Below are 14766 nucleotides of genomic sequence, written 5' to 3' on the forward strand. Positions count from 1 at the left end.
CCCAAACCCTGTAAGGTTTTAGTGTGAAAATTACAATTAGGTTTTTAAATCGATTTCGATAGGTGAAATCTTTTGTAAATATGTTAAAAAATATAAGTGAATTTTTTAAAAAGTTGAAAAAAATTTGCTAATAATTTCTAATTTATTTAGAAATGGCTCTATGGGGTAAGTAATTTGTAATTTTGTTGATGATTTTATTTTCTTTAATTATCTCCTCTATTTTAATTTGAAGTTGGGCGTGCCAAGCAGGGAAATAATCCGGAAGTGAAAAACCCTGGTCAAGGTATTCTGTGAAAAGTTTGAAGTCAAAACAATGGTGCTGGATGCCCGCACCTGCCATTTCCCCATCCAAAGCATTACAGGCTTGTTCGTATTGCCCTTTTACAGGGACCATCATCACAGGTTTTCCCAGATACATGGCTTCACAAATAGATTCAAAGCCTGCGGTGGATACCAAGCCTTTGCAAACAGCCATTTTTTGGAGGAACAATTGATCATCAATGGGGTAAAAAGAAACATTGGGCAATGGCCTATAGCATTCTGGGCTTCCCTTTTTATCCCAAAAGGCCACAATTTGAATTTCTGGATGCTTTTGACCAAAGCTTATTACTTCCTCAGCATAACCTGGGTTGACCATATAGGTCAAAATAAAATCCCCTTTTAGGGGAGTGATATTTTTTACGGATTCCCTGAGTAAAGGAGGTATTATTTCCAGCCTTGGATTGTTATGGGAAGGCATTTCCTGAAAAGACAAAGCCAGCATTTTACTTGCTCCCAAAGCCGTAAGCCAGGTGTTGATCTTGAATAAATATTTATGAAAAAATGAATGGTTGGCAAAGGGAAAGTGTGGGTGATAAATCAAATATTGATGTCCTATTGTCCAAAAAGCTGCATTTGGCTTATTAAGGGCATTATAAATGCCTCCTAAAACATCATAAAAATTAATAATAACTTCAGGGTTTTCTTCTTGAATGACCTGATCTATTAGGTGAAGGCTTTTTTTGAAGTGATTGATTTTTAATAAGTTTTTTTGGATTGTTGCTCCAATTTTTATGGACTTGTCCTTTTGATCCGTGAAAAAGTTAGGGCTTTCGAAAGTTTTAAGCTTTGACCCCAGGTTTTTGAGGACAAAATCCGGGATTTTCCTTCTACTGCTTTTACCAATCAAAACCTTTTGAACCTGGTGACCGGCATCCATTAAAATTTGATGTAGGGCAATGGCTTGGGTCATGTGGCCCCGGCCTTCACCCTGTACGATAAATACAAGTTTCATGACTAGATCCGAATTGGAGGGCTGTCCAGATCATCATTTTTCCTGTCAAAAGCCACGGTTTTATAGGCCTCAGATTCTGGGAAAGGAATGACATTGTCAGGTTCCGGCCTGCAAAAATCAATTTCATTATAAAAAATTAATTGCCAATTTCCATCATGGTCTTCCGCCAAAGCACTCATGGTTTCTACCCAGTCTCCGGAATTATGGTATTCTATGCCATCTATAATCCTTGATTCTGCTTTGTGGATATGTCCGCAGATAATTCCATCGCAACCTTTAGCTTTGGCCATCATGGCCAGCTCCTCCTCATATTTGTCTATATAGGATACGGCAGATTTTACTTTTCCCTTTAAGTATTGGGAAAGTGAAAAGTAAGGTAGCCCTTTTTTTCTACGGTGGTAATTAACTTGTCGGTTAAGCCAAAGCAAAAAGGTATACCCAATGTCTCCTAGGTAGGCTATCCATCTCAAGTTGGTGGTAATGCTATCAAAAATATCCCCATGGAGCACAAAATATTTCTTTCCCCTGGATTCATAAATCAGGTCTTTTTGGATGGAGAGGTTTCCGACCTCGAGGGGGAGAATTTGATCCAAAAAATCATCGTGATTTCCCCTGAGATAAAATACTTTAGTTCGGTCATTGTCCATCATTTTCAATATCCTATTAAAAAACCTGGTGTGTTTCCTTTTCCATGTTCCAGATTTTTTCAATTGCCATCCATCAATAATATCCCCATTAAGGATAAGGTTGTCACATTTGTGTTTTTTTAGGAAACGGACGACTTCTTTAGCCTTTGACCCTTTTGTGCCAAGGTGGATATCGGAAATGACAATGGTCTTAAATTGTGTTTTCAAAATTTTCCGCTTTTGCATGCAAAGTAGAAAAGGGAAGTTAACTGATGATTAATTCGTTATTATGAAATTGAGATGTTTATGAGGTTATTAGTCAGCATGCTTTATTTTCCGGAAAAATTAGGTTAAAAAATAATTAAGAACAATCAAGGATTTAACCACCGCAAATCTGGCATGCAACCCCTTCCTCTTCACTGCAAAATTCCCCTTCAGTTTTTTTAAAATACCTACAACCGGAATTATGCCTGATATTCGTGTCTGTTGTTAACCAATAATTGGTATCTTCATCGTTATTGGTTTTTTGGGGTTCATTCACATTGAAATCATCCGGCCAAACCCAAACTTTTATTTTTTGATCCAGATTTCCATATTGAAGGGCCGTTTCCAATTGGATAGGATATTTTTGATCTTTTTCTTCTTTTTTTATCAATACAATTCCTGGTGACTTATTGGTTTGTAACCCATACCATAATGCTTGCCCAATGGCCTCTTTCCATTTTGGGGCAAAATCTACCTCTATGGCAAACTCCTCGGTCAAAATATCAACATAACCACTGGTTACAGCCACCTCTCTTTGTCCACCTAATTCCTTCTGGATTAAATCTGCATAATCCACTTCATATTTTTGGGCAACAATCTCAATATTATTAAGGAAAAATATGGCTAATAAGGTGAGTATTAGTTTGTGTTTCATGATAATGGTAGGTGGGGAATTTGGGGTGATAATAAAAGATTACTCTATTAATTTTAACCTTGATGGAATGGGTTTTCAAGTTGTTTGATAATAAAAATTTTCAAGTTTCTGGATCACCCAACCACGGTTTAATACTGAGAACATTAGATTTTCATAAATTATGAAAAATTGGTGTTCAAGCAATCACAGGGGGTGCCTCTTGTCCTTCCAACGGAAATTTAGGTCTATTTAAAGGGCCAGGATTATCAAATCCCTAATGGTATAGAAACCAATTACAAATTAGGCTGCCTTAAGGAGTACCCGTGTCTATTAATTACGAATCAATTTTTTTTCCATAAATATATACTAATTCTGTTCCAGAATTTTCCTGAATTCTACCAGTGCTGTGGGGTTTCCGATTACAGTGATCACATCGCCCAAAAGCAAATGGGTATTTCCATGCGGGATAAATATTTCATTCCCTCTTTTTTGGATGACCAATGAACCCGAAGGTGGAAATGCCACCTCCTTGACCAGTTTCCGGTGCAGGTCTTTTCGGGAAACCTGAATTTCTTCCACCCTATAGATATTAAAACTTTCAGAAAGTGAAGCAACTGAATCCGGCCTTACAATCATATCTTCCACATGGGTGGCCAAAATTTCATCATGATCAATCAATTTTATTTCATTATTGGAGTCCACCAAATCCCTGGAAGCGGAATTTTTACGGGTAATAATTTTGCTGTGATTTAAATCATTTTTGATGAATTTTGTCAATTTTTTGTTGGTGTTTTTGGACTCTGTCAAGACCACCACCAAGTCTGAGGTCCTAAGGGTAATATCATCAAATACCTGGGTGTCCAGCTTTTCCACTTGTTTGAAAGTGAGGTCTTTCCTTTCAAATTCAGGAATGATGTTTTTGTTCTGGAGAATTGTCATGCAAGAGAGCCCGTGCATTTTAAACCTTTCGGCCAAAAACAAACTTGCCCTGCTTCCACCAAAGATGTAAATATGGTGAAGGTGTTCTCCAATATTGTTAAATAATTTATAAGCCAATGGGGAAATTAAACTTGTCAGAATGGCAGAAGTGACAATCCCTGCATTGTCTGCTGAGGAAATCACCCCCAATGAAAGGCCGATTTGCGCAAATGCAATGGCCAGTCCCATCCTTGCTGAAAGTAATACTCCACCTGCCATTGCCTTTTTCCAGCCAAATATCTTTACCATGATAAAAGCAGGGATGATTTGGGTAATGAAAAAACCGGAGGTTAAGGTTAGTATAAAGGGAATAGAACTTTGGAATTGTTTCAGGGCCGAAAGATCCAAATTAGCTCCGACCATGATAAAAAATATCGGGATAAAGAAGCCATAACCCATACCATCCAGTTTAAAAAGGAGGGCGGACCTTTCTTTATTGACAAAAAGGCTTAGCCACAAGCCGGCAAAAAAGGCTCCCATAACCAATTCCGATTCGATCCAATGGGCAATGATTACAAATAGTAAAACCAAAGCAATGGTACCCCTGATCCGGATTTGGCTGGCCGCATGCTCCAATGTATATAATAGGGTTTGAAAGGTCCTTATCTTAATCAATCTTTTGCCTATCTGGTAAACAATCAAAAAAGCAAAAAAGATGACCGTGAATAGTAATAATTCTACCTGAAATCCATTTTTCAATACTCCAGAATATACTGAAATAAGGATAATACTCATCACCGTGGCAATAGCTCCCTCCATAAGCATGATTTGCCCAAATTTCCGGGTAAGCTCCCCTTCAGCTTTCAATATAGGGACAGTAATACTAAGGGCTACTGTGGGCAGTAAAAGGGTGAAAAATACAATATCCACTTCAATAAACTGACTGACCAACCAGGCAAAAGGTAAGGACAGAAATAAGGATCCAAAATAAATGAAAATGGCCAATAGTAGGGAGTTGCTGATCAGATCAACCATTTTGACTTTGTTTCTTGGGAAGGATGAGACGATTTTTTTAACATCGATTTCAAGGCCCGCCAAAAAAATCAAAAACAAAAAGCCTGTTTTTGAAAGGAATTTTAAATAGGGCACATCCTCCAAAATGTCAAAAACATAGGGGCCTATGATAACCCCCATAATGATTTCAACTATAACTGAAGGGACTTTGGTGATTTCCAACCAGGATAACATCAATGGGACGATCCAGGCGATAATGAAAATTAGAAATAAGGGTGTATAATTGACTACATCCATATGAATTGAAGCACTTTAGGTAACAAATTAGTAAATCAGTTTTGAAAAAATACTATCCTTGGACAACTGATCCAATTTAAAATTTCCAGTAATGCTTGCTTTTTGAAGTTAAAATACTGGAAATTAGGGGTTAATATCTTATTGTTTCTTTGATTTTTTTTGTGGTTAAAAAATGTTTTTTGTAATGAATTGTTTTTAATTTTTTAGAAAAAATAAAAATTTATAATAAAAAAGTGATAAATATAATAATTAGGCGTTAAAAATTAGTCTGAATGAAGTGCCCTCGCCTACTTTTGATTTGACCTGGATATTTCCTTTATGCCTTCTCATTATTTGTTTGGATAAACTAAGGCCAATTCCGGAACCTTTTTGTTTGGTCGTAAAAAAGGGTATGAAAATTTTGCCCAAAGCTTCTTCTTCTATACCCTTACCGGAATCCGTAACCTCAATAATGATTTTACCTGATTCATCAATAAAGGCCGAAAGGTTGATTTTTTTTGATTCCACCTGATCCACTGCATGGATGGCATTTTGTATTAAATTGATCAGGACCTGTTCTATCAGCCCCCCGTCGGCAAATAACAAAAGGTCAGAGGGTTTGATTGATTTTTTGAACTGGATGTTTTCATTCTCCATTTGGGGGTGAAATAGCATTTCAATTTGTGAAAAAAGATCCTTAAGCTTTATGGCACCAAACTTGGGGTTGGGGATATGGGCAAGGCTTCTAAAATCACTTACAAAATTGATCAAACCCTCGCTGCGTTTTTCGATGGTTGATATCCCCATTAAATAATCTTCCAATTCACTTGCTGATATGTCCCCCCCCTTATCCAGTTGTCCTTGGATTTCTCCTTTTATGGTAGAGGCAAGAGAGGAGATGGGAGCGATGCTGTTCATAATTTCGTGGGTCAATACCCTAACCAGGTTTTGCCAGGCTTCCATTTCCTTTTCCTCCAATTCACTTTGGATATTTTGAAGGGAAACCAATTTGAATTTTACCCCTCGGAGGACCAGTTCAATGACATAAACAGATAGCTGCATAATCCCGTCGGGGTGGGCAATTTTGATCAATTCACTACCCCCGGTCCTTAAATTTTGTATGGAATGATTGAGTTCTTTATTGACCTTTTCTATCTCATCAATATAAGTCAATTGGTTGATGTTAAGCATCCTTTTGGCTGCTGTATTGAGAATTTGAATCTTTCCGTCCTCATTAAAGGTGATCAGTCCTATGCTAAGGTGTTGGAATACCGATCGGAAGTATTGAAAATTGGCCTCTTTGTCAGCTTGGTCTTCTTTTAATTTGGCAAGAATGGCATTGAATTCTATGTGGAGATCATCGGTTTCAGTGCCGTCAAATTTGACGGGGTAAACGGTGGCATAATTGTTTTGCTTGATATTGTCCAGGAACTGCCGGACTTTTTTAAAACTGCTTTCAGCATACCGGATCAAAAAAATCAATTGGGAAACGGCCAAAATGATAAACAATGAAATAGCAAATACCCCCGAATCATTGACGATGGTATAAGCCAATCCATATATGGTAATGGAAAGTAGAATTACCCTTCCCAATAAACCAATTTTATAGTCCATATTTCTCTAATCTTCTGTACAAAGAAGCCCTTGTTAATCCCAATTCCTTGGCGGCTTTGGAGATATTACCCCCATTTTTATCAATAGCTTTTTGAATTACATTTTTTTCAACCTCATCCAGGTTAAGTGAGTTTGGTGTACTGACTTTTTCTGTGATGGGCTTGGAGGATAAGAAAAAGAAATCTCTGGAATCCAATTCATTTCCTTCCGCCATAATAATGGCCCTTTCTATAGCATGTTGTAATTCCCGAATGTTGCCCGGCCAGGGATAATGTTGCAACAATTGAAGAGCCCCAGGTGTTAAGCCATCAAAATTTTTCCGGTATTTTTTGGAGTAAATTTTCAGGAAATGATCAGCAAGTAAAGGGATATCATCCTTTCTTTCCCTTAGAGGGGGTAGGAATATTTCCACTGTATTGACCCGGTAGAGGAGGTCCTGTCGGAAAGTCCCCTTCATGACCATATCATGGACATTCAAATTGGTGGCGCAAATAAGCCGGATGTCCACAGGAATGGCTTTATTAGTGCCAATTCTTGTGATCTCCCGTTTTTGGAGAGCAGTCAATAGTTTAGACTGAAGCGGCATGCTCAGGTTGCCGATTTCATCCAAAAAAAGGGTCCCTTTGTCCGCAATTTCAAAACGACCTATCCGGTCTTCTTTAGCATCAGTAAAGGCGCCCCTCTTGTGGCCAAATAACTCACTTTCAAAAAGGCTTTCGGTCAAAGCCCCCATATCCACCCCGGCGAAAATTTCATTTTTTCGAAGAGACCGGTCGTGAATTGCTCTTGCTATGAGTTCCTTACCTGTTCCGTTTTCTCCAAGGATTAGGACATTGGCATCAGTTTGGGCTACCTTATCGATAATGGAAAAAATATTTTTCATGGCAGCACTTTGCCCAATGATTTCAGAAAATGGTTTTTTTAGGTCCGCCTGCAGTAGTTTGGATTTTTGGGAAATGCTGTCCACTTCTTTATAACTTTCCTTTAGGCGGCAGGCAGCACTTAGAGTGGCTAGAAGCTTTTCATTTTGCCAAGGTTTAAGGATAAAATCGGTGGCCCCTTCCTTCAGGGCTTGAACGGCCATTTCCACATCCCCAAAGGCAGTGATAAGAATAACCACAGCTTTGGGGTCTATTTCTTTGATCTGCTTCAACCAATGGAAACCTTCTTTGCCAGAAGTGGTATCCCCAGTAAAATTCATATCCAATAGGATAACATCATAATTATTGTTGTTGATCAAAAAAGGAATTCTTCTGGGGTCTTTTTCAATGGTAACCTCTTTGGCATGTTTTTTCAATAACATTTTAGCTGCAAATAGTAGATCCTCATTGTCGTCTACTATCAATATTTTGCCTAGGTTTTTTTCTTCCATCTGTTGGGGAGTTTAGGTAGTTGTCGGGAATTTGTGGTACTGAAATGATGCCAAAATATTATGGACCTGATACTGAGTGAATTTAGCTTTTTTTGAGGATATTGCGTTCGGAATCGTACAAAAAAAGAACGTAAATGAACAGTTTTTAAATCAAGCATGGGATTGTTTTTAATCCCTTTTAAAAAGTGTTACCTTTAAGTTAATTCAAAATTCACAAAAAAAAATAATTAAATGTCTGTAGCAGCTAAAGGAAACACTGTAAAAGTTCACTACACAGGTAAGTTAAAAGATGGAACCGTTTTCGACTCTTCATTAAACAGAGAGCCGCTCCAATTTACACTCGGCGAAGGGAATATGATTCAAGGTTTTGATTCTGCAGTACAGGGAATGACTGTAGGTGAAGATAAAAATATTACTATTCCATGTGATGAGGCTTATGGCCAAAAGCGGGAGGAGATGATGATTGATGTGCCCATGGACAAAGTTCCAGCTGACATCAAACCAGAAGTGGGTATGGATTTATCCATTCAAAACCAAGAAGGACAACCTGTTCCTGTAAAAGTAGTGGATGTAGATGAGGAGAAAATCACTTTGGATGCTAATCATCCATTGGCAGGTGAGGACCTAGTATTTGAAATTAAATTAGTTGAAGTAGATTAAAAAAAACCCGGCTAAGCCGGGTTTTTTATTCCTATTCTGTTGAAGCCGTTTCACCGGCTTTTTTTATTTCTTTTTTTTCGCCCTGAGGATCTGCGTAAATGCTTTTGGTCTTATTGTATTTGGAGTTTCCTACCTCAACAACAAAAAGTTGACTTTTAATATGGGCAAAATTATAGGTTTTTTGCTTTCCGTCTTTTGGTTCAATAGCGTCCTCCAAAATAAGATTGCCAACAATATCAAAAATTTTGACAGCTGTTTTGTTTTTAATCTTTTCATCAAGGACTATTTTGAATTTCTTTTGGCCAGTGGATTTCAGGTCAAAATCCACATCCGGCTGATTTAAATTTTTCGGGAAGGTAACGGAGCCTTCTCCCTTAGGAAGAAAATCTTGTGCATAAAATTCCCCCACCATACCTGAACTAAAATAAAGAAGGGTAAATAAAAATCCGGAAGTAAATATCTTTTTTAGTAAAATTTGTTTCATCAGCAGGTAAAATTGCAAAAATCAATCCATATACTGAATCAATTCGGATTTTTTTAATTTTCTTATAATTTTTGTTTTGGATTCATTTGTGATGAATAAGATTGTAATAAATAAATATTTTATTTAAATATTGAATAGTAATTCATGATATATTGTATAAAATACGTGGTGTCTCCCTTTATTCTTACTGCAAAGAAAAGCCTCGTAATTTTATTTTCCAATAAAGTGGCCGTTAATGATTGTTAAATGCCTGAAACTTTGGGCTTAATGAAAAAATGGGAAATCGTAAACTTGGATTTCGGTTTGGGAAAAAATTGCCATTTTTTTTGCGCCGATCCTTATCTTTTCAAAATCCCTAGCGGGTAAAGAGTAAGAGGATTTTTCCCTGCTTTGAATATTGATGCTGATTATTTTTCCTTCAGAAATATAAAATATTTGATCTTCATAAAAACTTACCTTTTGATTGGTTTCTAAAGGAATAAAATCGAGGTAATTGGCTTGGTTGTCAAATAAAAAGATACCCTTGTTTTCAACCTGAAGGAATAACATGTTTTTGTGTTCGATCAGGCCCAAAACAGGCCATTGTGGGTTTTGGGTGATAAGGGCCAAAGGTTGATTTTGAAGGATGGTCTTTCGCTGGTAATTGAATTGTTTAAGAGATAAATCTGCAGCATCAAATATCCAAATGACATTATTGTTTCCTAAACAGGCCGTTTTGATCCACCCTATATCTGAATGATCCAAACGACCTGAAAATAAAGGTTGGAGGAAGCGGTCCAAAATTTCTATTCTCTGCAAATCCTCGGAAAAGGTAAAAACTTGGATAGACCTGGAGATTTCAAGTTGCTGAAGGGAAGCCTGAGTGGGAGGCGAGTAATGGTTGATTGTATCTCCATTTGATTGGAGTTGAAATAGGTTACCTTCTGTATCAGCACAAACGAGTTGATCTCTTGCATCAATGGTCAATAAAGTGAGCTCCCGGCATTTTATTTTTTTGGCAGGGGACCAATTAATGTTTTGTCCCCAGGCAGTTGCCAACTGGGATATTAAAAAAAATATGATCAAAAAGGCCCGATTCATTTTTTAAATTTAAGAAGCTGGAAGGTATTCCCATCAAATTCCCCATAGGTGAACTGATTTACCCATTCACCTAGATTATAATAGGTGGATTTCTTTCCGACCGGCAATTCTAGGGGAAGATGCCTATGGCCAAAGATATAATAATCAAAATGAATTTTTTCCTCCACGGATTGGCAATACTTCCAAAGCCATTCCCCTTCACCTTTAAAGGTATCTTCCTGTTTATTTTCGTTGGTGACTCGACTGCTGTTGGACCATTTTTCTGCGAGACTGATCCCAATGTCGGGATGGATCCATTTAAACAGAAACTGGCAGAGCTTATTGGTAAATATCTTTTTTAGCACTTTATAATTCTTGTCGCCAGGACCAAGGCCATCACCATGGCCAATCAGCATTTTTTTATGATTGATTTCTACTTCAATGGGATGATGGTAAACAGGGATTCCCAGTTCCTTAGTGAAATAATCCTTCATCCAAAGGTCATGGTTTCCTGTAAAGAAAAAGATAGGAATTCCCTTGTCCCTCATGGCGGCAATTTTTCCAATAAACCTGATGAAACCCTTGGGAACCACCTTCTCATATTCAAACCAGAAATCAAAAATATCACCAACCAGAAAAACAGCTGCTGCCTCCTCTTCTATATTTTCCAGCCAACGAATAATTTTATCCTCACGTTTTCTACTGGATTTACGGTTTGGAGCCCCTAAATGAAAATCTGAAGCAAAAAATACTTTTTGTGTTGCGCTTATATTAATGTTCATGAATACTTTATTGTTCTGGGGCGAATAATTTCCCATTTCTTGTTCAAATAATGGAATATTGAGTTGCCAATTTTTTTTGCTGCCAAATTTAACAATCTTTTGGTTATGGGAAAATGAATTCCAAATGGTAGTCAAACTTGTGGGATGAAAAGGTATGGGGAAGAAAAGAAAAAGCTCCATTTGATTTGTAATGGGGGACAGCAGGAAAGGGTAAATCTTGATTTGGAAATTTACACGTTAGGTAATATTCTATGGTTTCTCTTCAATTATTAGGAATAAAATCAATCTAAAAACCTAAGGAAAGGATTCCAAAACATTTATGCTCCATTCCGGGAATCCGCCCAATTTATTTCACCCAGGGCAAAAAAAAGCTTTCCTGAAAAATTTCAGGAAAGCTTTTTAAAATTTTATTGAAGGAAATTAATCTTTGTTTTCACTGAGGGTTTCTTCTACATCTGTAGATTTACCATTATTGGTGGATTTTCCCTTTTCTTTTTCTTCTTCTTCCTTCTCTTCTTTCTCGATTTTTTTATCACGGTCCTCTGCTTTCCTTGTGAAAGCTTCATAAGTAGTTTCCCGGTCAAATGGCCTTTTGCCAATCAGTTTTTCAAGGTCAGATTGGAAGATGATTTCTTTCTGCAACAATTCCTTGGCCAAGGTTTCCAGTTCCGGTAACCTATGTTTCAGCAATTCCTTGGTCCTTTCATAGGCAAAACTGATCAACTTTCTCACCTCTTCATCAATCGTCTCAGCGGTGGCTTCTGAATAAGGTTTGTTGAAGTTGTATTCATTCGATTTGCTGTCGTAGAAGCTGACATTTCCTATTTTTTCGTTCATACCATAAATGGAAACGATGGAATAGGCCATTTTTGTCACCCTTTCCAGGTCACTCAAGGCCCCAGTGGAAATTTTGGCGAAAATCAATTCTTCGGCAGCTCTACCACCCAAGGTCATGCACATTTCATCGATCAATTGCTCGGTCTGGTAAAGGAACTGCTCTTTTGGCAGGTATTGCGCATATCCTAGAGCAGCTATTCCCCTTGGAACAATACTTACTTTTACCAATGGGTCAGCATGCTCCAGGAACCAACCTGCTACAGCGTGACCAGCCTCATGGTAGGCAACGATTTTTTTCTCTTCAGGAGAAATGATTTTATTTTTCTTTTCAAGGCCACCAATGACACGATCCACGGCATCCTGGAAATCCTGCATATCAACAGCTTCTTTATTTCTTCTTGCAGCAATCAGGGCAGCCTCATTACAAACATTGGCAATCTCTGCACCCGCAAAACCAGGAGTTTGGGCAGCGAGTTTTTTAGGGTCGATATCCGAACTGGTTTTGATGGGTTCCAGGTGAACTTTGAAAATAGCTTCCCTTCCAAGAATATCTGGTTTGTCAATGCTGATTTGACGGTCAAAACGACCCGCCCTCAGCAAGGCGCTGTCCAGCACATCCGGGCGGTTGGTGGCCGCTAAAACAATCACCCCTGTATCGGTACCAAAACCATCCATCTCCACCAGTAAGGAGTTCAGTGTGTTTTCTCTTTCATCATTGGAACCTGGCATTTGGCCTTTTCCTCTGGAACGGCCAATGGCATCAATTTCGTCAATGAAGATAATACAAGGGGCTTTTTCTTTGGCCTGCTTGAAAAGGTCACGGACCCTCGCAGCACCCACTCCTACGAACATTTCCACGAAGTCGGAACCTGACAGGGTGAAAAATGGTACGCCTGCTTCACCTGCTACAGCTTTTGCCAACAAGGTTTTACCAGTACCAGGAGGGCCTACTAACAAAGCACCTTTTGGAATTTTACCACCCAACTTGGTGAATTTGCCGGGGTTTTTGAGAAACTCCACAATTTCCTGAACTTCTTCTTTGGCTTCATCCAAGCCTGCCACATTGTCAAAAGTGATTTTTACTTTGTTTTCAGCATCAAACAATTGGGCTTTGGATTTTCCTACATTGAAAATCTGGCCTCCGGGGCCACTAGGACCTGCCATTCTACGCATCATGATCCAGAATAGGAAGAAAATCAGCAATAAAAAGCCGAAGCTTCCAAACCAATTGCCCCAGCTGTCTTCTTTGTCAGCTGTGTATTCTATTTTTTGATCATTAGGTAGATTTCCCTGAAGCTCATCAAAATATTCTTCAAATGTATCTATAGATGGTATAGTTAATTTATAGTGTGGGCCTGTAGGGCTGAAAAATGGATTTTGATTTTCTAATTCATCCTTGTATCTCTGATTTTCCAGGGCCTCCTCTTTTAGGGTGATCTTAGCGTAATTTTGATTGTAGATTAATACTACCTTATCTACATCATTGCTCATCACCATTTCCTCAAACCGCATCTTGGTGATTTCTATCATGGCACTACGGTTATTAAACCAAGTGATTCCGATCAATACAATTACGGCCGTGATGATCAACCAAAGTTGAAAATTCGGCTTTTGAGGCGGTTTAGGGATGAACTTTTTATTTTTGTTTTTATCACTCATTGGTCATTAATTAATGCTGTAAACTTTAGGTAAAACGGATTTAAACGGTGAAGGTTTGAGCCACTATTTTATTTGGGTGATTTTTGCATCACCCCATAATTCCTCCAATCCATAAAAGGCTCTTTTTTCCTTTAGAAATATGTGAGCGACTACGTCGACATAATCCACCAGAACCCATTGTCTGGAATTTTTCCCTTCACTTCTCCAAGGTCTTTCTTTATTTTTTTTATAAACTTCCTCTTCTATAGAGGTAGAAATGGCTTCTATTTGAGTGTCAGATTGGCCTGAACATATCACAAAAAAATCAGAAACTGAATCGGTTATTTCCCTTAAATCCATCAACACAATATCGGAGGCTTTTTTCTCCTCCATCCCTTTCACTATTATTTTACTCAGCTCTTCTGCTGTCATACTTTTTATTTGTAATTTTACTTTTCATTTCTGCTTTACAATAAAAGTTTAAATATCCTTATTGTACCACAAAATAACTAATTATTTGATGCATAAAATCCTTGCCAATACTGTTTTTCTGGGTAAAGATGTGAAATATCTGACAGAGTGTCATTCCACCAATGACATGGCCGCCCAAGAATACAAGAATGGGCACTTAATAGAAGGTAGCATAATCATTACGGATAAACAAACCAAAGGACGGGGGCAAAGAGGCAACCGTTGGTACAGCGAACCAGGAAAAAACTTGACTTTTTCATTGGTACTTACTCCCTGTTTTTTGGATGTCTCCCAGCAATTTGACCTGAACAGGGCCATTTCCTTGGCTGTTCATGCAGCATTAGAGGATTATGTGAAGGGAATCAAGGTCAAATGGCCCAATGATATAGTTTATGAAAATGGGGAAAAAATAGGGGGGATATTAATTGAAAATACCCTAGGGCAAAGAGGAATGGAGCATTCGATTGTGGGGATAGGTTTAAATATCAACCAGATTGATTTCCCTTTTCCGGGCCCGGTTTCCATGGCTATTTTGACGGGCGGGGAATTAGATAGGGACGAGTTATTTAAGTCTATTATTCATCATATAGAAAAAGAATATACCCTATTGAAAAAGGGAAAATTGAAAGGACTCCGGCAATCCTTTAATCAACATTTATACAGGATGGATCAATGGGCAAGTTATCAGGAGCCAGGAGGAAAACAATTTGAGGCTAAGATTGTTGATGTTAATGCCGAGGGTAAACTTCTTTTGAAAAAACAAGGGGGCGAAATAAAGCATTATACTTTTAAAGAAGTCCAATTTCTGTAAGGATAATGATTTCGTAATGTCTTTGGGATTGAG

General features: G+C 38.0%; 13 protein-coding genes. 2 read left to right on the plus strand and 11 right to left on the minus strand.

Annotated features, from left to right (window positions below; genetic code table 11):
- Positions 1 to 142: 142 nt before the first annotated feature.
- From QWY93_RS12650 to QWY93_RS12675, 6 genes are all read right to left on the minus strand, one after another.
- A complete protein-coding gene (locus tag QWY93_RS12650) occupies positions 143 to 1273 on the minus strand; it encodes a glycosyltransferase family protein (RefSeq protein ID WP_290248624.1) in 1131 nt (376 codons plus the stop codon).
- Between the two features lie 2 nt (positions 1274 to 1275).
- Positions 1276 to 2127 (minus strand): UDP-2,3-diacylglucosamine diphosphatase, encoded by an 852-nt coding sequence (locus QWY93_RS12655; RefSeq protein ID WP_290248625.1) that lies wholly within the window; start codon positions 2125 to 2127, stop codon positions 1276 to 1278.
- Positions 2128 to 2278: 151 nt separating this feature from the next.
- Positions 2279 to 2818, minus strand: coding sequence for a type 2 periplasmic-binding domain-containing protein (locus QWY93_RS12660; protein ID WP_290248626.1), 540 nt, complete (start codon positions 2816 to 2818; stop codon positions 2279 to 2281).
- A gap of 345 nt (positions 2819 to 3163) precedes the next feature.
- Positions 3164 to 5026 carry a cation:proton antiporter domain-containing protein gene (locus QWY93_RS12665; RefSeq protein WP_290248627.1) on the minus strand — a complete coding sequence of 621 codons (1863 nt, stop codon included), beginning with the start codon at positions 5024 to 5026 and terminating at the stop codon, positions 3164 to 3166.
- Between the two features lie 249 nt (positions 5027 to 5275).
- On the minus strand, positions 5276 to 6619 hold the full coding sequence (locus tag QWY93_RS12670; RefSeq protein ID WP_290248628.1) for a sensor histidine kinase: 1344 nt from the start codon (positions 6617 to 6619) through the stop codon (positions 5276 to 5278).
- Positions 6609 to 7991 (minus strand): sigma-54-dependent transcriptional regulator, encoded by a 1383-nt coding sequence (locus tag QWY93_RS12675; protein ID WP_290248629.1) that lies wholly within the window; start codon positions 7989 to 7991, stop codon positions 6609 to 6611. The genes QWY93_RS12670 and QWY93_RS12675 overlap by 11 nt, the downstream gene beginning before the upstream one ends.
- Positions 7992 to 8222: 231 nt before the next feature.
- On the opposite strand from QWY93_RS12675, the gene QWY93_RS12680 reads away from it, so the two are divergent.
- Positions 8223 to 8651 (plus strand): FKBP-type peptidyl-prolyl cis-trans isomerase, encoded by a 429-nt coding sequence (locus QWY93_RS12680; protein ID WP_290248630.1) that lies wholly within the window; start codon positions 8223 to 8225, stop codon positions 8649 to 8651.
- Between the two features lie 31 nt (positions 8652 to 8682).
- Here QWY93_RS12680 and QWY93_RS12685 read toward each other — a convergent pair whose 3' ends face one another.
- From QWY93_RS12685 to rsfS, 5 genes are all read right to left on the minus strand, one after another.
- Complete coding sequence (locus QWY93_RS12685; protein WP_290248631.1) at positions 8683 to 9135, minus strand: T9SS type A sorting domain-containing protein; 453 nt, start codon at positions 9133 to 9135, stop codon at positions 8683 to 8685.
- Between the two features lie 264 nt (positions 9136 to 9399).
- Positions 9400 to 10215 (minus strand): hypothetical protein, encoded by an 816-nt coding sequence (locus QWY93_RS12690; RefSeq protein ID WP_290248632.1) that lies wholly within the window; start codon positions 10213 to 10215, stop codon positions 9400 to 9402.
- Positions 10212 to 10976 carry a UDP-2,3-diacylglucosamine diphosphatase gene (locus QWY93_RS12695; protein ID WP_290248633.1) on the minus strand — a complete coding sequence of 255 codons (765 nt, stop codon included), beginning with the start codon at positions 10974 to 10976 and terminating at the stop codon, positions 10212 to 10214. The genes QWY93_RS12690 and QWY93_RS12695 overlap by 4 nt, the downstream gene beginning before the upstream one ends.
- Positions 10977 to 11396: 420 nt before the next feature.
- A complete protein-coding gene (gene ftsH / locus QWY93_RS12700; RefSeq protein ID WP_290248634.1) occupies positions 11397 to 13472 on the minus strand; it encodes an ATP-dependent zinc metalloprotease FtsH in 2076 nt (691 codons plus the stop codon).
- 63 nt (positions 13473 to 13535) lie between these two features.
- Entirely contained in the window at positions 13536 to 13883 is a 348-nt protein-coding gene (gene rsfS, locus QWY93_RS12705) for a ribosome silencing factor (RefSeq protein ID WP_290248635.1), read from the minus strand.
- Positions 13884 to 13971: 88 nt separating this feature from the next.
- Here rsfS and QWY93_RS12710 point away from each other — a divergent pair, with 88 nt between their 5' ends.
- Complete coding sequence (locus QWY93_RS12710) at positions 13972 to 14733, plus strand: biotin--[acetyl-CoA-carboxylase] ligase (protein WP_290248636.1); 762 nt, start codon at positions 13972 to 13974, stop codon at positions 14731 to 14733.
- The last annotated feature ends 33 nt before the right edge of the window (positions 14734 to 14766 follow it).

This window comes from Echinicola jeungdonensis (assembly GCF_030409905.1).
In the GTDB taxonomy this organism is placed as follows: domain Bacteria; phylum Bacteroidota; class Bacteroidia; order Cytophagales; family Cyclobacteriaceae; genus Echinicola; species Echinicola jeungdonensis.